At 48.9% G+C, this 15,236-nt stretch carries 25 protein-coding genes; all 25 read left to right on the top strand.

Translation table 11 applies throughout. The annotated features are described in order from the left end of the window. Positions 1-583: 583 nt before the first annotated feature. The 25 genes from B9Q17_RS17350 (at position 584) to B9Q17_RS17240 (ending at position 14,713) form a co-directional block, all read left to right on the top strand. Positions 584-934 carry a hypothetical protein gene (locus B9Q17_RS17350; protein WP_154707670.1) on the top strand — a complete coding sequence of 117 codons (351 nt, stop codon included), beginning with the start codon at positions 584-586 and terminating at the stop codon, positions 932-934. Positions 935-1,025: 91 nt separating this feature from the next. Continuing rightward, on the top strand, positions 1,026-1,346 hold the full coding sequence (locus tag B9Q17_RS17345) for a hypothetical protein (protein ID WP_094626131.1): 321 nt from the start codon (positions 1,026-1,028) through the stop codon (positions 1,344-1,346). 86 nt (positions 1,347-1,432) lie between these two features. Then, positions 1,433-1,741 (top strand): hypothetical protein, encoded by a 309-nt coding sequence (locus tag B9Q17_RS17340; RefSeq protein WP_094626130.1) that lies wholly within the window; start codon positions 1,433-1,435, stop codon positions 1,739-1,741. A gap of 137 nt (positions 1,742-1,878) precedes the next feature. Continuing rightward, positions 1,879-2,262, top strand: coding sequence for a hypothetical protein (locus B9Q17_RS17335; protein WP_094626129.1), 384 nt, complete (start codon positions 1,879-1,881; stop codon positions 2,260-2,262). A gap of 148 nt (positions 2,263-2,410) precedes the next feature. Then, positions 2,411-3,217 carry a ParA family protein gene (locus B9Q17_RS17330; protein ID WP_094626128.1) on the top strand — a complete coding sequence of 269 codons (807 nt, stop codon included), beginning with the start codon at positions 2,411-2,413 and terminating at the stop codon, positions 3,215-3,217. Then, positions 3,207-4,208 (top strand): ParB/RepB/Spo0J family partition protein, encoded by a 1,002-nt coding sequence (locus tag B9Q17_RS17325; protein WP_094626127.1) that lies wholly within the window; start codon positions 3,207-3,209, stop codon positions 4,206-4,208. Before B9Q17_RS17330 ends, B9Q17_RS17325 begins: the two co-directional genes overlap by 11 nt. Beyond that, the gene (locus B9Q17_RS17320; RefSeq protein WP_094626126.1) at positions 4,208-4,522 is read left to right on the top strand and encodes a hypothetical protein; all 315 of its coding nucleotides are present in this window, start codon (positions 4,208-4,210) and stop codon (positions 4,520-4,522) included. The genes B9Q17_RS17325 and B9Q17_RS17320 overlap by 1 nt, the downstream gene beginning before the upstream one ends. After that, positions 4,515-4,841, top strand: a complete 327-nt coding sequence (locus B9Q17_RS17315; RefSeq protein ID WP_094626125.1) for a hypothetical protein — start codon at positions 4,515-4,517, stop codon at positions 4,839-4,841. Before B9Q17_RS17320 ends, B9Q17_RS17315 begins: the two co-directional genes overlap by 8 nt. Positions 4,842-4,855: 14 nt before the next feature. Next, positions 4,856-5,326 carry a hypothetical protein gene (locus tag B9Q17_RS17310; protein ID WP_094626124.1) on the top strand — a complete coding sequence of 157 codons (471 nt, stop codon included), beginning with the start codon at positions 4,856-4,858 and terminating at the stop codon, positions 5,324-5,326. Positions 5,327-5,520: 194 nt separating this feature from the next. Then, on the top strand, positions 5,521-5,799 hold the full coding sequence (locus B9Q17_RS17305; RefSeq protein WP_094626123.1) for a hypothetical protein: 279 nt from the start codon (positions 5,521-5,523) through the stop codon (positions 5,797-5,799). 32 nt (positions 5,800-5,831) lie between these two features. Next, the gene (locus B9Q17_RS18135) at positions 5,832-6,008 is read left to right on the top strand and encodes a hypothetical protein (RefSeq protein WP_154707669.1); all 177 of its coding nucleotides are present in this window, start codon (positions 5,832-5,834) and stop codon (positions 6,006-6,008) included. A 94-nt stretch (positions 6,009-6,102) separates the two neighbouring features. Next, complete coding sequence (locus tag B9Q17_RS17300) at positions 6,103-7,554, top strand: hypothetical protein (RefSeq protein WP_154707668.1); 1,452 nt, start codon at positions 6,103-6,105, stop codon at positions 7,552-7,554. 106 nt (positions 7,555-7,660) lie between these two features. Then, complete coding sequence (locus B9Q17_RS17295; RefSeq protein WP_094626121.1) at positions 7,661-7,861, top strand: hypothetical protein; 201 nt, start codon at positions 7,661-7,663, stop codon at positions 7,859-7,861. Continuing rightward, a complete protein-coding gene (locus B9Q17_RS17290) occupies positions 7,851-8,084 on the top strand; it encodes a hypothetical protein (RefSeq protein ID WP_094626120.1) in 234 nt (77 codons plus the stop codon). Before B9Q17_RS17295 ends, B9Q17_RS17290 begins: the two co-directional genes overlap by 11 nt. Next, positions 8,081-8,503, top strand: a complete 423-nt coding sequence (locus B9Q17_RS17285) for a hypothetical protein (protein WP_094626119.1) — start codon at positions 8,081-8,083, stop codon at positions 8,501-8,503. The genes B9Q17_RS17290 and B9Q17_RS17285 overlap by 4 nt, the downstream gene beginning before the upstream one ends. A gap of 17 nt (positions 8,504-8,520) precedes the next feature. Further along, on the top strand, positions 8,521-9,318 hold the full coding sequence (locus B9Q17_RS17280) for a DUF2726 domain-containing protein (RefSeq protein WP_094626118.1): 798 nt from the start codon (positions 8,521-8,523) through the stop codon (positions 9,316-9,318). 24 nt (positions 9,319-9,342) lie between these two features. Beyond that, positions 9,343-9,996, top strand: a complete 654-nt coding sequence (locus tag B9Q17_RS17275; RefSeq protein WP_094626117.1) for a nuclease-related domain-containing protein — start codon at positions 9,343-9,345, stop codon at positions 9,994-9,996. A 349-nt stretch (positions 9,997-10,345) separates the two neighbouring features. Further along, entirely contained in the window at positions 10,346-10,690 is a 345-nt protein-coding gene (locus B9Q17_RS17270; protein ID WP_094626116.1) for a hypothetical protein, read from the top strand. A gap of 168 nt (positions 10,691-10,858) precedes the next feature. Beyond that, positions 10,859-11,242, top strand: a complete 384-nt coding sequence (locus B9Q17_RS17265) for a hypothetical protein (RefSeq protein ID WP_094626115.1) — start codon at positions 10,859-10,861, stop codon at positions 11,240-11,242. A 420-nt stretch (positions 11,243-11,662) separates the two neighbouring features. Next, positions 11,663-11,914: a hypothetical protein gene (locus tag B9Q17_RS18130; protein WP_109251157.1), complete on the top strand. Its 252-nt coding sequence runs from the start codon at positions 11,663-11,665 to the stop codon at positions 11,912-11,914. 69 nt (positions 11,915-11,983) lie between these two features. Continuing rightward, on the top strand, positions 11,984-12,121 hold the full coding sequence (locus tag B9Q17_RS18125) for a hypothetical protein (protein WP_154707667.1): 138 nt from the start codon (positions 11,984-11,986) through the stop codon (positions 12,119-12,121). 24 nt (positions 12,122-12,145) lie between these two features. Then, the gene (locus B9Q17_RS17255; RefSeq protein WP_154707666.1) at positions 12,146-12,340 is read left to right on the top strand and encodes a hypothetical protein; all 195 of its coding nucleotides are present in this window, start codon (positions 12,146-12,148) and stop codon (positions 12,338-12,340) included. Positions 12,341-12,504: 164 nt separating this feature from the next. After that, positions 12,505-13,242: a SprT-like domain-containing protein gene (locus B9Q17_RS17250; RefSeq protein ID WP_094626112.1), complete on the top strand. Its 738-nt coding sequence runs from the start codon at positions 12,505-12,507 to the stop codon at positions 13,240-13,242. Beyond that, positions 13,239-13,793 carry a recombinase family protein gene (locus B9Q17_RS17245; RefSeq protein WP_094626111.1) on the top strand — a complete coding sequence of 185 codons (555 nt, stop codon included), beginning with the start codon at positions 13,239-13,241 and terminating at the stop codon, positions 13,791-13,793. The genes B9Q17_RS17250 and B9Q17_RS17245 overlap by 4 nt, the downstream gene beginning before the upstream one ends. 11 nt (positions 13,794-13,804) lie before the next feature. Next, on the top strand, positions 13,805-14,713 hold the full coding sequence (locus tag B9Q17_RS17240) for a 3'-5' exonuclease (protein WP_244177423.1): 909 nt from the start codon (positions 13,805-13,807) through the stop codon (positions 14,711-14,713). Positions 14,714-15,236 lie beyond the last annotated feature (523 nt).

Here is a 15,236-nt window from a genome sequence, read left to right as displayed (position 1 = left end):
TTTTTTTTGGTCACTGAAGCAGCTTGCCGGCGAGCTGGATCTGTGACCAAGGGTAGGTGGTCACAAAGTAGCGTCCTCGATGGCCACCAGGTGTGGCCAAAGCGTTTTGTCCTGGTACGGGCGTGGTGTGTTTGGTACTGGTGGTGGCTGAATGGGGCTGTGAGGTTGTTTCAGAGGGAATGGAAGGCGTGTCAAGGGGTAGGTGCGGCCCACAGCCGGAGGCGAGGACACGGCCCCTTGACGCGGCTGTAATGACCCATACGCTCCAGGCTGGGGAGCGGGAAGGGAGGCCGTAGGCCGCATGTCCCGCACCCCTGACGACAGATGGCGAATCGCTCCCCTCGCAGGCGAGGGGCGGGGGGGAGTGGTCACACCGCGGAGGCCCGGGCCGGGTGAGATTGTGCCCATAGTGGTGGTCACAGAACCTGAATGGCCAGGCGCAGGCCTTGTGACCAGTTTCCATTGTCCAACAAGAGAACGTCAGCTATTATTGACCGCAGCGCTGCCTTGCGTAGCGCTAATATCCATAAGCCAGTGTACCCTGGCTTATGGCCGGTGGTGCACCTCTACCTAAAGGGGTTGAATGATGAATCGAGATAAAATCCGGTTAATAGTAGTGCAGAAGGATGACTCAAAGTGGATGCAAATTCATTTTTGCCAGATTCTGCAACGAGGGGCTAAGGTTGTTGATGCTTCTCCCAGCGGAGCGTTGGGCGTGGTCGATGTGGCTGATTTGTGGTTTCCGGTACCGGCTGGTACAGACCTATTTGAGGCCGTCGAATTCATCCTGACAAGCCACAAGGTGGCTCACCACCTGGTTCACCTGAACCGAGTGAATGAGACTAAACCTTCAGGGGTGATTTGCACTGATTGGGAAGCTACATTTTGCCCAATTCAAGCAGTCACTGTTGGCGTTATTGCTGAGGACGAGTAAGATAGTTCCTTATACAGGGTGGGCTTCGGCCTGGTACCTGTTGCGCTTCCGCGCAAGACGCGCCTCGGTCTTTCAGGGGTTGGAGATAGATATGAAAACAGTTACTTTCATGGGCATAGATTGCGAGATTGACAAGCGTGCTTATCCTCGCAATAAGCAACCTGCTTTGCAGTTGTTCGCCGCTGATAGCCCTGGCAATCGTGAAATGGGTATCCATCATGGTGCGCCAGTTCTGACCGCTACAGCCTGTTTGCCTGATTTCCCTTTTCAGGAGGGAGAGACTGCAATTAAGGACTATAGCGAAAATGAGGGGATACTTGACGTTTTGGTTCAAGCCAAAATAATCGAGTTAACCGGCAAGTCAGCACGAAGCGGATTCTGTAACGTGCCTGTAGTGAAGTTACTCGTTTAGTGGGGTGGGCTTCGGTCTGGTACCCACTGTAATCGCGCAATATTGCGCAAGGCGCACCTCGGCCTATTCAGGGGTTGGATGAAGCTATGCAAAACGCAGTAAAGAAGCCTGTAGGTGTTCTGAAATTCAAACTTGGTGCAGTCGTTATGACTCGCGGTGTTTCTGAGTTGATGAAGGAGCATGGTCTTGAACCCATTCAGTATCTTCGTCGTCATGCTCATGGCGATTGGGGTGATCTGAGTGACCAGGACAAGGCAACAAATGAAGACGCGGTTATTCACGGAGGCCGTATCTTCTCAGCCTACAACCTTTCGGATATGCCGGAATCAAGGTTATGGGTTATCACTGAAGCAGATCGGAGCGTGACAACGTTCCTTCTACCAAGTGAGTATTAAGGGTAGCGTCCCGTAGTGGACATTAGCCTTCAAGAAAGCCACCTTCGGGTGGCTTTTTTATTTCTTTTGCTTTGTCATTTACCCCTGTTGTGATTTGTCAAAATGGGGTATATTCAGGCGGTTTAGCAGGAGGGTTTATGGCTATAACCATTCGATTTAGCGGGATTCCCGAAGACCTCATTTTTGAAGTTGGTTCCCGGACAGAGTATGTAAATGCTGTTTATGAAGCCTGGAAATACACCAGGGTAGGGGTGCAGGCGATGACATGCCTTGTTGAGTGCCCTGAAAATCTACCCCAGGAGTGGGCTACCGTGCCAGATATGGCGGTGCCGCCGTACTGGGGCAACATGGTAGAGCTGTATCGTCAGTGGCCGCAAGTGGTTGAGTGCGCTAAACGTCTTGAGGATCTTTCGTCAATCGTGGAGGAAAGCCGGTTCATCGAAGGTATCATTGAGCTACCCGACGGTGGAGTACCACCAAGACAAGGTGTGGTAGTACCATTCGTTCGAGCCATCAAGTAAAGTATATTTGATTTATCAAAAGTGCTTGCTTTGATAAATCAAAAGACCTATACTGCAATCATCATACAGCGCACCTCGGCAAGGTCAGGGGTTGTTGGTAATCCAACTGCTGTGTGGGGTCGCTAATCAACATTGAGGACTTTCACAAATGGCAAAAATTGCAGCGGTATCAAATCAGAAAGGCGGGGTTGGTAAAACCACGGTAACGGTTAACCTGGGCAAAAACCTGGCTTACATGGGCAAGCGGGTTTTGCTGATCGACAACGACCCTCAAGGTAATCTGACGATGGCTATTTTTGGGGATGAGCTGCCGCCTGAAATTGTTGAGTGGGATGGTGCCGGGGCGTCAGCGCCTGGTGGCTCGAATGCCTATAACCTGTACATTGAAGGGGCTGAAGTTAGGCCGGTACCGGCTATTGAAAATCTGCATGTCATTGGAGCAAGTAAGCACCTTTCGGAGGTTTCTACGAAACCCTTTGAGGTGATTTTCGATTTCAAAGAGAAGATTGAAGCGCTTCGTGATCAGTACGACTACATCCTGATCGACTGCTTGCCGTCATTTGGCACCTTGCAGACTGCGGCGCATATGACAGCCGACTACCTGGTAATTCCGACACACCTGGAGGATTTTAGTGTGGCTGGTATTGATGAGCAGATGAAAACGGCGACTAACACCAAGCGCCGCCTGAATCCTGGGCTGTCTTTGTTGGGTATTTTGGCGAACGAGGTCAGCAGCCAACGGGTACTTGTTGAAGAGCATTTCTACAACCAGTTGGTTGAGAAATATGGTGAATATCTTTTCAAGACGAAGATCACCAAATCGACAAAAGTGAAAGAGTCTCACGCGATGCGTAAGTCTATCTCGGAATACAAACAGAATTCCGACCAGGCGCGTCAGTACATGGAGTTCACAAAGGAATTCATTGAGCGTGTCGAGGTTGGTAATGGCCAATAAGTTTTCTCAGCAGGTGAACAAGGGCAAGGGTGGCCAGAAGCCAAAGGTCGATATTACAGACCTATTGGCCGATTCTGGTACTGACGAGCTGGTAAGCCGCGCAAAGTCTGAGGGCCGTTATTTGTCGTTGCCTGCTGAGGCGTTCGTGCCAGATCCGAACCAGCCTCGCAAGACTTTCGACCAGGAAAGAATTGATGAGTTGCGGGTAAGCATTGAGAGCAATGGCCAGCTTCAGCCGATACTGGTAGGTGATCGCCTGCCGGATGGCACCTATCCGATTATTGCGGGTGAGCGCCGATGGCGAGCAATCCGGGATTCGGAAAAGGTCAGTGTTGTTGATGCCATCATACGTAGTGGTGATGTTGACGAGCTGCATTTGCTGTTAATGCAGATTGACGAGAACAACCAGCGGGAGCAGATCCCAGCAATTGAAAATGCAATGGCCATGAAGCGGGTGGCAGATATATGCCGAGTTGAAGGTAAGGATCAGGCGTATGCAGCAAAGCTGTTGAATGTCAGCCCTGGGCGGCTATCAAAGCACCTTGCATTGTTAGATGCGCCGTCAGTGGTTACAGGGCTTTCTACGCATGGTGAAACGCAGGATGTTGACGTGTTGTATAACTTGGCTAAAGCCGCTGAAAGCAAGCCCGAGGAAGTGGCTGAACTGATTGATCAGTGGCGTAGCGGGGAGCTTGAGACAAACCTTCGTAAGGCCAGCACAGAGCTGGCTGGCGAGGCAAAACAGGCCAAGAAGGAGGCCAAAGAGAACCAGGACAGCGGAGGGGGGGCACAGGGTAAAAAGGGAGGCAAGCCGCCCCAGGGCGATGATGTGCCACCTAAACCGAAGAAGGCCTCAGCGGTGCGCCTGGAATTGGATAACGACGAATTCATGTTGACCGTTGAGCTGGGCAATAAAAAGCTGAGCTTCAGGGTTGAGGCGGATACAGTCGTTTCGTTGAAAGATGATATTGCGAAGAATTGGAGCAAGTAATGTCAGAACAGAATGCAAGTTATGGTGAAGATAAACCGGCAGACAACAGTGTGAGCTTAGGTAAGTGCTGGGCCGCACTGCGCAACGAAAACGTTGTGGGCATCATTTCCATGCGGGTGCCCAGTGATGTGGATTTTGATGCGTACCGCAAAAAAGCCACAGAATGCCTGGAAATGCTTGGCCAGGTGAAATCCGGGGAGCTGATTGAGCGTGACGGGGAGCGTTACTTTATTCAGCGCCCGACTCATGCGAATCGCAGCAAGAAGCCGCGCCAAGCGAAGGAATACCTGGTTTTTCAGCCGCGCAATGTGTGACGAATTTGAACCGATAGAGCAACGCCTTTTCAAGGCATTGCTGCTGAATGTGAAAGCGAAGCCGGCAGTCGTTCTGAAAGGCACACCGAGTGGCTTTGAAGTGTTAGTGGAGCAGGGTAAAACCCTCTTCAAGCTGTACACACAGAGGAAGTCGCCAAGAGTTTTCCGATCACCTAATACGGCGATTAACTTCCTGGCGGAATTGGGTGCTGAACGTGTTGTGATTGATGGTTTGGGTAACTGGAAACCCGACACATATGTGAACCAAAGCAGTCGCCCAAAACGAAAGGCGGCTGCAAAATTAAAGCAACCTAAATAGGAGTAAGACCCAAGATGAACGATATGAATCAGCCCCCGATTGACGCCTATGACGACTTCCCGGAAGTGGGTAGCCAGCCTCAAGCAGGCGAACAGCAACAGAAAAAGGATGACCGGAAGGGTTTTCAAAATCCGGTTTTTCCGAATGACTCAGTGACAACCTGTAGCGGGTTTATCAATGAGATCCGCAGTCATGCAAAAGACAGCGACACGCTGTTTTTTGTTCGGGCGGGATTGATACAGGGGGCGCGTCGAAATGACCGGGGTGAATGGGAAGGCGACATTACGAACTGTGATCTGCTAGTTGGCTCTACACTGAGAAAGTGGGCGGAGTCAATGAAGCAATTCAAAGACCCGTTTTCTGGTATCCGGGTGACTTTCGTGATTCGTAATCTGAAATTCACACCTGGTATTTATGAGGGTAAGCCGGTTCTCAGCAGTCGCGGAGTGCTGGAGGCCATTACTATCGGTCATCTTGATCAATAGCGGTGGACAGCTCGTTGAGGTGTATGGGTTTAGTGTGGATGGCCTTCGGACGTATGGACAGACTGATGGACAACCGTGGACGGTAAACCGACCACTGGTTGACCACAGCCATGACCACACTGCCAACCACATCAAGCCCACACTCTGACCACCGAAGAAGCTGGCAACAATAAACAACAAGTCAGTGAGTTTTTATGAATGATTTTAAAGCGGTAATTCAGCTTGCAGTAGCGTTGAGAGAGGTGTTCGAGACGGCTGTAGTGTTGATGGTTCTTTACGGTGTTGCTACGGCATTGATTGTTGTCGATATGTATATGGTTTATTCGCAGTTGCTGCCATTTGAAAGCCTGTGGACGAGCCTCAGTGTACTTGATCAGGGCCGGTTAGTTCTTTTGCCGGTAATGTTTGGTTTGGCCACCTGGTACGGTTTAGGAGCGTTTTGCTCATATTCTAATCGCTATGTGTTCCGCTGAGTTAAGCCGGATAAAAGCGATGGAGGTTTATCATGCTGAAGATTGCAATATTTTTTGGTCTGTTCCTGGCATTCATGCTTTATCGCGTGATTGTTAATTACCAGGGGCGGGAAGTAACGGCCCCTAGCCGGGCCAATGTCAAAGATGACGACAATGTTGTCTATGACCCCAATATGTTCTGGCACCCTTTAAATCACTACAACGATTGAAGGTTGGAACATCAAACGTATGGATGGCGGTTTTGATGGCCTTACAGGTTTAGTAGTTGCCGCTTGGTTATTATTTCTTTATGGAATTTTTTAAATGAAAAAAACTACCTTGGCATTGGTTATTTCAATGGCGCTAGTGGGATGTGGCGGAGACGGCAGCTCTGATTCTACTTCAGCTCCACCTAGCGCCGGGAATCCCCCTGGTAATCCAGGAACGGAGAATCCGCCGCCGTACCAGGCTCGTTCCTGGACACCGGGTTTCCAGTTAAGCAACCCCAACAGGCAGGCCCACAACCCTACTGTTAGTGTTTTAAGTAACGGCACTGTGTTGGCCGCCTGGGCTGAAGCCGCGACCGACGACAAGCCTTCGGCTGTCTTTGCGTCGGTATTGCGAGCTGATTTGCCGGAGGCTGAACGTCAACGGGAGGCTCTTCAGATTAGTCAGCTCGATGACGGTATTGATTCGGTTCTCGTCAATACCCGTTGGAACTTTACTGGTGAAGTGGAGCGGTTTACACCATCACCTCAATTGGCTGTATCGGCAGACGGTGTGGGCCACGTTGCCTGGTTGCAGAATGATGGCGTTACAACCTCGGTTTATGTCGCTGATTATGTTCCCCAGGGCGGATCATGGTCTGCTGCTTTCTCTGTTGAATCAACTGATGAGCCGTGCAGCGAAATTAAATTGATGGCCTTGGAAAACGGCGACGCGGTGTTGCTGTGGAAGCAAGCAGGTGAGGACACTATAGCGTTAAAGGGTGTTGCATATTACGCAAACACTGGTAGTTGGGGCGCTGTGTTTGACGTGGCAGGGGATGTTAAGGCAGACGCAAATGTCGCTATTTGGGAGCGTGATGGCTCTGTATTCGTTGGTTATCTGGCCTCAGTAGACGCTGAGAATGACCGCCTATCTGTCGCAAACCTGGATCTAACCAGTTTGATGGCCACGACCAAAGAGGTTGATTCGGCTGGGCTGAAAGGCAGTGTGGTTGGTACTGCATTTGACGGTAACGATGTACTGGTGTGGGCGGAGCTGGATGAATACAGCTATTACTCGGTCATGGCGGCAGCCAGCTCGGGTGGCGAGTGGCAGGCAGTGCCTCAGATTGAAGACCTTCCTTATGATGTTGGCCATATCGCTGTATCAGGCATTGATGATGAATTGCATATCGCCTGGCGCCATAAAGAACAATCTTCCGTGGCCGTATATCACGACCTGAAAAGCGTGACATACAGCGCCACAGGCATAAGTGACGTGCAAACGCTGTTTGACTCAGGTGCTGCAAACCCTGTCCTGGTTAATGGCGGTGACGGCAAAATGTATGCTCAATGGTTCACCAGTCATACCAAGTATTCAGAGTATGTTCCTGGAGAGGGGTGGAAGTCAGTTACTCAACCTTTCTGTATGCCCAGCGCAGTCATTAGCGGATCGTGCTTCAACTCAGGTACCGAACATACACTGGCTGTTGCCGGTGACTATGGTGTTTCAGCCTGGCTTGAAAGTGTGGACGATATTCGCAGTGTGGTGATTTCGCTGAGCGATTAGTGGTAATGGATTACCGCTTGCCCAGGCCTAGCGGTAGCGACACCTGCCTAGTGGTGTGACTCGCCGGGGAGAGTACCGGCCTCGATTACGAAAGAAGGAGTAGGTCATGTTCTATGGGTTTGTTAAGAGTCAGTGGGAAGCAGGAAAAGTATCAGTTGGTTTGCCTGCTGTAGGTTTTCGAGGAAAACCGTCATTGCACGGTGCCGGTTTTAAAGTGAGTTCAGCAATCGCATTTCTTTCTGATAAAGAGAAGGCGGAGATAGTGGAGCTTGCAAAAAAGGATGCAAGGGGGAAGTGTGAAGCGTGATTTTAATGGGTTGCTTAATCTGCTGATAGGTATCTTCCTGCTATTGATTGTTGGTATTTATCAGTCCTCGATGCCAGTTTTCGTCCTGGTTGTTGTTTCTGTCTCCGGGTGCGTACTGATTGGCCGTGAAGTCTGGCTCCATGCCGGGATGCTACGTTGGTCACTCACACCAAGGGCTGCTGAGAAAGGTGGGTTGGCCAGTTATGACGGAATGCAAAAATGAATAGAAATAAAATAATTGATACTGCCCATGAGTTTTTTTACGGGGGCGATAGTTTTGCCGGTAAGGCCGGTTTAGCAGTTGGTAGTACCATTCGAGCAACCTTAAAGTTTTCGGCTATTGCTGTTTTGTTATTGGTTGTTGTTGTCGTTGGCCAGATGACCCAATACATCAAAGCTGTTGACAGTGTGCGGGAGGCTTATCTTTCTAATTGGGCAGGGAGTGACCCGGCCCGGTTAGAGCAGGTGGCCGGTTATCGCAAGGGTTGTCATGGCCCTTTGGATGAGTCTATGGAAGAACCGTTAGAGCGGATTCGTTCTATTCACAGTTGCGCAGAAGTGGCCGGTTCCAAAGCGGTGGCAGACGTATTACGAGCTGCTGATAAAGCTGTTGAACCTGTGGCACCGATGAGCTGGTTTTAATGGTTGGATGACTGTTAATGGATATGTTTATGTTGTTGGCCGCATTGTTGATCGCGGCCATTTTTTTTCTTGTATTCCTTATAGCAACTTCAGCACGTTCCAGTAGCTACCCTTACGAAGCTGCTGGCCCTTTGCTGACCGCCGCTGAGCGATTTTTCTATTCGACCCTGGAGCAAGTTATCCCAAGCGGATACGTGGTAACGTTTAAAGTGCGTATTGGTGATGTGCTGAAGGTGCGCAAAGGCCTTGAGAAAAAGCAGGCTTTGATCATGCGAGGAAAGATCCAGCAGAAGCACTTTGATTTTGTGGTTTGCCGGAAAGATGATATGAGCGTTGCCTGCTGCATCGAGTTGAATGACGCTTCGCATAAGAGATCAGATAGGGCTAAACGTGATGCGTTTGTCAGAGCAGCTTGCCAGGCGGCAAACGTAACATTGTTGGAAGTTAAGAACAGCCGAAGCTATGTGATAGACGATCTGCGCTCCCTGGTTCTCGCCGCCATTGCAGGCAAGCCAACACCGGCACCAGTGGTAGCACCAGAACCCACGCCAGTGGGCACTATGGGTAAACAAGTATATCCACCTAAAATGGACAGCACACCGGAGCCTTCCAAAATATCAACGTCGAAAATGGCAAAAAAGCATGGTTGCTCAACTGATGAGTTCATGCAGAAGCTGGTAGATTCAATGTACGTTGAAAAGATTGGCGACGAATACCGGCTCACTGAGTTCGGGGTAAACATGGGTGGAGAAGAAAAAGCACACCCAAAGTTTGGTAAATTCCTCGCCTGGCCAGAGGATTTGCCGGTTGTCTAAATTTGTACCCTTTTAAGGTTAGTGATGGAAATTTCAATATTTTTTTTCTTTGCTGTAGCCGTTTGTATATTTGCTTTCGTTGTAGGCTATGTTCTAGGGCGTTTGCATAGAGTATCGGCAGTTAATCATGGTGAAGCGCTTGTTAGGCGAGCGTTGCTTCAACGTTTTTCGGGTGAAGGATACCATTTATTAAATAATCTGACGTTACCTATTACTAATGGAACAACGCAAATAGATCATGTTCTGGTTTCCACGCGCGGAATTTTCATTATCGAAGTGAAACATTATTCAGGCTGGATATTCGCAAATGAGAACTCACCAAAATGGACTCAGGTAATATTCAAGGTTAAGAACTCGTTTCAAAATCCACTTAGACAGAATTTTTTACACTTTAAAACAGTCGAAAATATTTTAGATTTTCTACCACCTGAGATTATTAGGCCGATAGTTGTATTCACCGGAACGGCAGAATTCAAGACAAAAAGACCGAAGGGGGTTTTACTTTTAGATGAATTGAATGATTATATTGGTACATATAGCGATAATAGCATTTCAATCAACCGCGTGGCATTTTCTGTTGGGCGTCTTGAATGCGCACGGTACCAAATCACTGAACAGACAGATGTGGATCATCAAAGGCATCTTGAGAGAAAGTTTGGTAGCGACCGGGCCGATTAGCCGATCAACAAAATCGCCTTTACTAACAGATGGTTGCTGTCTATGTACAGACGGCAACCTTTCATACAAAAGTATCGTAAAAGAGCTGAATGTAAACCTCGATCATAAGCGAATCATAGCCCAAGATGGTCGAGTTATAGATGGTGTGTATCACATCCAACATGTAAACGGATTTATAAGTCTTTGGAAGGAATGGTTAGATCGTTTTCGTGGAGTTGGTACTGCCTACCTTAGCCGTTATCTAGCATGGTATATATGGATGCAAGATAAAAGCTATGGTGAGGAAGATCGCTGGCTAAGAGAAGCTGTGCAATCTTAAATTATCAATGCTTTCTTATGAGGTGAGCAAATGAGTTACGAAGTAGTTAAATTAGCATGTAAAAACCTGACTCAACTTGAGAAAATGAAGTTGGCACAATATTTAATTCAGACATCTGTGCAAGCGATGGAGAAGGAAAAGCCCAAAACCCAAGTAAAAGAGTCAGCAAGCCCAACAAAAGCTCAAGTCATGTCGAGTGTTCAAGAGCGAGTGTTAAAAAGTAGACCGTCCAAAGAGAGCTCCATGAAAAACTTTGTTCGAGCTATGTTTCAGTTTCAAGGAGGAATACCTGACACTGAAGTTGACAATATCCTTAAAGATCTAATACGGAAGAAAGTATTCAGAATCGACGGTTCGAAAATTATTTACCTGTAGCAGACATTGGCATCAGAAGATGCCAATTATTATTAACAACACGTAAGTACAACAGAGCCAAAATAAATGGTCACAATTTTTATAACCTGGTTGCGCTTTGTGTGACCAATGGCTATAATGGTCACAGTTGTTGTTGAGTTATTTTTTATTTGTGACCAGCGGTGAAGCATGAAAGTCTTAAAATCATTAGCATCAATACAAGCTCAGTACGAAGCGGTTGTCAGGGAAATAGAAAGCCTGAAGGTTAAGCAGAATGCTTTGAAAAAGGCCGGTATTGATTACGGAACACCGAATTACAAACAGGGCCGGTACCTTCGGATAGTAAGACCCGCGACCGATGAGCGGGGGCGGCAGTTCGAGTACATTGGTGCTGATCCTGAAAAGCAGCAGGTTGTGCTAAGTGCGATTGAACGGGGTAAGGAGTACGACGAGCTGGATGGGCGGCTGGTATCGCTGGAAAAGGCGCTGAGGCGGCTTGATGATGACCTGTATCACTTGACTAATACTTTTAAATGGTCACATGGGTTGGCCATCGAGGACACTACTTTGTGACCACCTACCCTTGGTCACAGATCCAACTAGCCGGCGAGATGCTTCAGTGACCAATGCGGATTGTAAAGTTAACGACCGTTTGTTTTACATTTTGAGCCGGAGAGCATATTCCGGTTTTTTTTACTTGATTACTGTAAAGTTTCGTGTAAAGTTATCTATGTAAAGTTTAGGTTCCTTTTCTTTACATGAATCAACAAGGAAAGCGTCGATGAATAATTTTCCAAATATGACAGAGTACAAATACAACATACTGCTTAAATTCATGAACTCGGAAATCGAGAATGAGATTTTTCTTAGTAGGGGCAACATTAGTCATGGAGAACTGTTGTCGGCTTATCTGGAGGCTGACCCACAATTCGTGGAAACAGTAAAACGATTTGGTTTTGAAAAGTAACTAGAGTGATACGGGAGTAAGTCATCATGAGTATGCGAATGACAATAGAGAATGTGCGTAAAAGCTTAGCTACATTAGGTAGTGCTCGTGTTAACTACAACACTACGATAGAAGGTGCATATAGCATTTGCTTTGTCGGCCCTCAGCACGGCTCAATTGTTTTGGGCGATGATGCTGGACTCCCTGTAAGTTTTGATACGCTAGGTGATGCTGAACGTGTACTGCTGTCTCTTGGCGTAGTGTCATTTAACGTTTGGCATTATCAAGCTGCAAGCTAATTGTAATCTGTCCATTAGTTGGCCTTACTGCTTAATGTTGGTCATTAATGCAATTAAAAAGGGGGAATTATGCCCTATCAAAATGCAGTGTTTGTAAGAGCAGCACTTGAAGCACTTGGCATTACACAACCGGCGTTGCTGGCATTTGCTGCTGTGGTGGTTATTGTGGCGTTCACTGTCAGGTGGCGGATGAACTGGAATGAATAAAGCAAAATGTTGAGGGGATTGGCTATGGCCGGAATTAAGCAAATGTCTGAGAATACACAGAATCTTGTAAGCTTCATTGGTTCTTTGCCGTCAGCAAAGAATGTCCGGGTTTATACCCAGGAGCAGCAACAAGTCATGAATCTGGAAGGTGAAACTGCGGCTGTGCGCCGTGCTGTTATTAGACAGAGAAATTCAAACCAAAGTAAAAAGCTGTTTTAAACATGGTTAGTTTATTAGTCGCCAGTGCAGGCGGAACCACATTGCCAGATTGGCCAGCAACCAAAGCACACGATGATTATTTATTTTGGCCAGGACTGGCAATATTGATTCTAGTTATCGTTGTGGGCTGCATAGTGGCATTTAAAAAGCGTGGTTAATGTTAGATGATGCAGCCAACATCCGAATTATACGGGGCGCTACAGGCCGCCTATGAGCATTTCAATAGCTCCTTATTTGACAGCAAGTTGCCGCAGGTTATTTTCACCGCGCAGAGACAGAAGGGCGTGATGGGGTACTTCTCGCCGGAGCGGTGGGTATCGAAGCATGGTAAGACCTGTCATGAAATCGCTATCAATCCAACTTACGTGGGTAAGTCTGCGTTGATAGAGGTATTTCAAACCCTGGTGCATGAGCAGTGCCATTTACTTCAGTTTTGCTATGGCGAGCCGGGGCGGAGGGGTTATCACAACAAGGAATGGGCTGACATGATGGAAGCCGTGGGGCTTATGCCGTCCACAACAGGCAGGCCAGGCGGTAAGAAAACCGGCGAAAAGATGAGTGACTATCCGATACCTGGTGGCCGCTTCCTGAAGGAATGCGATTCACTGGTATCAGGTGGCCGCTTCGATTTGCCCTGGGTGGATCGGTTCGCGCAAGGCTGTAGCCTTCCGGTACCGGAGCTGGTGCAGGCGTATGATTTGCCAAGCACCTCTGCCGTGAAGTTAACCACGGCGGTAGTAGAGTTCTTCGATAAAGAGTCGTTCGTTCTGCCGGAAGAAATGAAGGACAGCCGAAATAAAGTAAAATACTCATGTCCTGGCTGTGGGGTGAACGTTTGGGGGAAACCTGCACTTTCAATTAAGTGTGGGCCTTGTGATTTAGAGTTTGGGGAAATCAATTGAATATCGGCTATGCGCGTGTATCCACAGCGGATCAGAATAATGCTCTTCAAACTGACGCCTTAGAAAAAGCAGGGTGTGAGCGGATATTTCAGGAGTCGTTTTCAGGTGCATCAAGAGAACGTCCAGAGCTATCAAGATGCCTCGATACGCTAAGGGCTGGTGATACGCTTACAGTATGGCGACTAGATCGCCTAGGGCGCAGCTTGAAAGACCTGGTTGAAATCATCACCGAACTGGAAGGTAAAGGCATCGGCTTCCGGTCGCTGACTGAATCTATTGATACAACAACAGCCGGTGGAAAGCTGGTATTCCATATTTTTGCGGCACTGGCCGAATTTGAGCGGACATTGATCCAGGAGCGAACTAAAGCGGGGTTAGCCGCTGCTAGGGCGCGAGGTCGCAAAGGTGGTCGTAAGCCTAAGATGACTAAGGTTGATGTGCGAAGAGCAAAAGCAATGTTGCTCGATCCAACAATGACGAAAACAGATGTGGCCAACCATTTCGACGTGTCGCGGGTAACACTGAATAAAGCATTGGCAGAGCTGGAATAGTGGTCACACTATTGGCCAACCAGGTAAGCGATTTCGTGACCAATAAAGGGGGCGGGGTGGAAGAAATCTACAAAGACGAGTTGGAAGCGGCCCGTGCCGCCGCCATCCAAAAGGATCAATGCTTTTCAAAAGGCCGCCTTCGGGATGAATTTAGGATGAAGCCTAAGCCTGACGCCGAGCCTGTGGCGTTCTACAAGAACGGTTACGGCGGCGAGTTTGGTGTTTATAAGATTTCTGATTGCGTACCGATGAAAGCCCGTAGTGCCAAACCGCCGAGCGTGAAGCAAATACGTGCCGGGGCAATTTTGGCCATCAAGGCGAAGCTGAAAAGCCACGAAGCCAAAGTGTCATGCAGAGCTGTCCACTGGCTTAATGAAAACCCGCTTTTCCTGGACACCGAGACAACCGGCCTCGGTGACAAAGCGCAGATTTTGGAGCTGGCTATCAGTGACGCCGAGGGTACAATTTTATTTGAGACAAGACTACGGCCAACTGTGCCGATAGATCCTGAAGCCGAGAGCGTACACGGTATAACAGCAGAGTCTCTAGCAAACTCACCAACCTGGCCGGAAGTGTCGGCCCAGGTTCGAAAAATCCTCTGTGGCCGCTCACTGGTTATCTTCAATTCTGATTTTGATACCCGCATGTTCCGTCAAACCGCTGCTGCGTTCGGTGAACCTGTAGAGTGGGTTAGCGAACTGAAAACATATTGCGCAATGTACCTGGCCGCCGATGTGTTTGGCACGACAAACCGGCATGGCTCAATCTCTTTGGCGAATGCTGTATATTCTGCCGGGATAACGTGGCAGGGAACCGCTCATGGAGCCGTAGCGGACACTCTGACCACTGTTGAACTGGTGAAGGCAATTGCTGGCATAAGGCGCAATTTAGAAACTGAGCTGGCCGCTCTGGAACAATAGAAACCCCGCTTTTGCGGCTTTTTTTTGGTCACTGAAGCAGCTTGCCGGCGAGCTGGATCTGTGACCAAGGGTAGGTGGTCACAAAGTAGCGTCCTCGATGGCCACCAGGTGTGGCCAAAGCGTTTTGTCCTGGTACGGGCGTGGTGTGTTTGGTACTGGTGGTGGCTGAATGGGGCTGTGAGGTTGTTTCAGAGGGAATGGAAGGCGTGTCAAGGGGTAGGTGCGGCCCACAGCCGGAGGCGAGGACACGGCCCCTTGACGCGGCTGTAATGACCCATACGCTCCAGGCTGGGGAGCGGGAAGGGAGGCCGTAGGCCGCATGTCCCGCACCCCTGACGACAGATGGCGAATCGCTCCCCTCGCAGGCGAGGGGCGGGGGGGAGTGGTCACACCGCGGAGGCCCGGGCCGGGTGAGATTGTGCCCATAGGTATTTGGTCACACGCAGCGCGATCGGCCGGGGGTTGTTTGTGTCCATAGTTGTGGTCACAGATCCTGGTTGGCCAGGCGCAGGCCTTGTGACCA

Origin of the sequence: Marinobacter vinifirmus, assembly GCF_002258215.1 — a bacterium.
GTDB classification, from domain to species: domain Bacteria; phylum Pseudomonadota; class Gammaproteobacteria; order Pseudomonadales; family Oleiphilaceae; genus Marinobacter; species Marinobacter vinifirmus.
The sequence above is the reverse complement of the archived record's forward strand: the minus strand, read 5'-3'. Positions and strand labels throughout refer to the sequence as shown.

Excerpts from the sequence above, each read along its gene's own strand:
- B9Q17_RS17350 (WP_154707670.1), top strand. The coding sequence starts at position 584 with ATGATGAATCGAGATAAAATCCGGTTAATAGTAGTGCAGAAGGATGAC.
- B9Q17_RS17345 (WP_094626131.1), top strand. The coding sequence starts at position 1,026 with ATGAAAACAGTTACTTTCATGGGCATAGATTGCGAGATTGACAAGCGT.
- B9Q17_RS17340 (WP_094626130.1), top strand. The coding sequence starts at position 1,433 with ATGCAAAACGCAGTAAAGAAGCCTGTAGGTGTTCTGAAATTCAAACTT.
- B9Q17_RS17335 (WP_094626129.1), top strand. The coding sequence starts at position 1,879 with ATGGCTATAACCATTCGATTTAGCGGGATTCCCGAAGACCTCATTTTT.
- B9Q17_RS17330 (WP_094626128.1), top strand. The coding sequence starts at position 2,411 with ATGGCAAAAATTGCAGCGGTATCAAATCAGAAAGGCGGGGTTGGTAAA.
- B9Q17_RS17325 (WP_094626127.1), top strand. The coding sequence starts at position 3,207 with ATGGCCAATAAGTTTTCTCAGCAGGTGAACAAGGGCAAGGGTGGCCAG.
- B9Q17_RS17320 (WP_094626126.1), top strand. The coding sequence starts at position 4,208 with ATGTCAGAACAGAATGCAAGTTATGGTGAAGATAAACCGGCAGACAAC.
- B9Q17_RS17315 (WP_094626125.1), top strand. The coding sequence starts at position 4,515 with ATGTGTGACGAATTTGAACCGATAGAGCAACGCCTTTTCAAGGCATTG.
- B9Q17_RS17310 (WP_094626124.1), top strand. The coding sequence starts at position 4,856 with ATGAACGATATGAATCAGCCCCCGATTGACGCCTATGACGACTTCCCG.
- B9Q17_RS17305 (WP_094626123.1), top strand. The coding sequence starts at position 5,521 with ATGAATGATTTTAAAGCGGTAATTCAGCTTGCAGTAGCGTTGAGAGAG.
- B9Q17_RS18135 (WP_154707669.1), top strand. The coding sequence starts at position 5,832 with ATGCTGAAGATTGCAATATTTTTTGGTCTGTTCCTGGCATTCATGCTT.
- B9Q17_RS17300 (WP_154707668.1), top strand. The coding sequence starts at position 6,103 with ATGAAAAAAACTACCTTGGCATTGGTTATTTCAATGGCGCTAGTGGGA.
- B9Q17_RS17295 (WP_094626121.1), top strand. The coding sequence starts at position 7,661 with ATGTTCTATGGGTTTGTTAAGAGTCAGTGGGAAGCAGGAAAAGTATCA.
- B9Q17_RS17285 (WP_094626119.1), top strand. The coding sequence starts at position 8,081 with ATGAATAGAAATAAAATAATTGATACTGCCCATGAGTTTTTTTACGGG.
- B9Q17_RS17280 (WP_094626118.1), top strand. The coding sequence starts at position 8,521 with ATGGATATGTTTATGTTGTTGGCCGCATTGTTGATCGCGGCCATTTTT.
- B9Q17_RS17275 (WP_094626117.1), top strand. The coding sequence starts at position 9,343 with ATGGAAATTTCAATATTTTTTTTCTTTGCTGTAGCCGTTTGTATATTT.
- B9Q17_RS17270 (WP_094626116.1), top strand. The coding sequence starts at position 10,346 with ATGAGTTACGAAGTAGTTAAATTAGCATGTAAAAACCTGACTCAACTT.
- B9Q17_RS17265 (WP_094626115.1), top strand. The coding sequence starts at position 10,859 with ATGAAAGTCTTAAAATCATTAGCATCAATACAAGCTCAGTACGAAGCG.
- B9Q17_RS18130 (WP_109251157.1), top strand. The coding sequence starts at position 11,663 with ATGAGTATGCGAATGACAATAGAGAATGTGCGTAAAAGCTTAGCTACA.
- B9Q17_RS18125 (WP_154707667.1), top strand. The coding sequence starts at position 11,984 with ATGCCCTATCAAAATGCAGTGTTTGTAAGAGCAGCACTTGAAGCACTT.
- B9Q17_RS17255 (WP_154707666.1), top strand. The coding sequence starts at position 12,146 with ATGGCCGGAATTAAGCAAATGTCTGAGAATACACAGAATCTTGTAAGC.
- B9Q17_RS17250 (WP_094626112.1), top strand. The coding sequence starts at position 12,505 with ATGATGCAGCCAACATCCGAATTATACGGGGCGCTACAGGCCGCCTAT.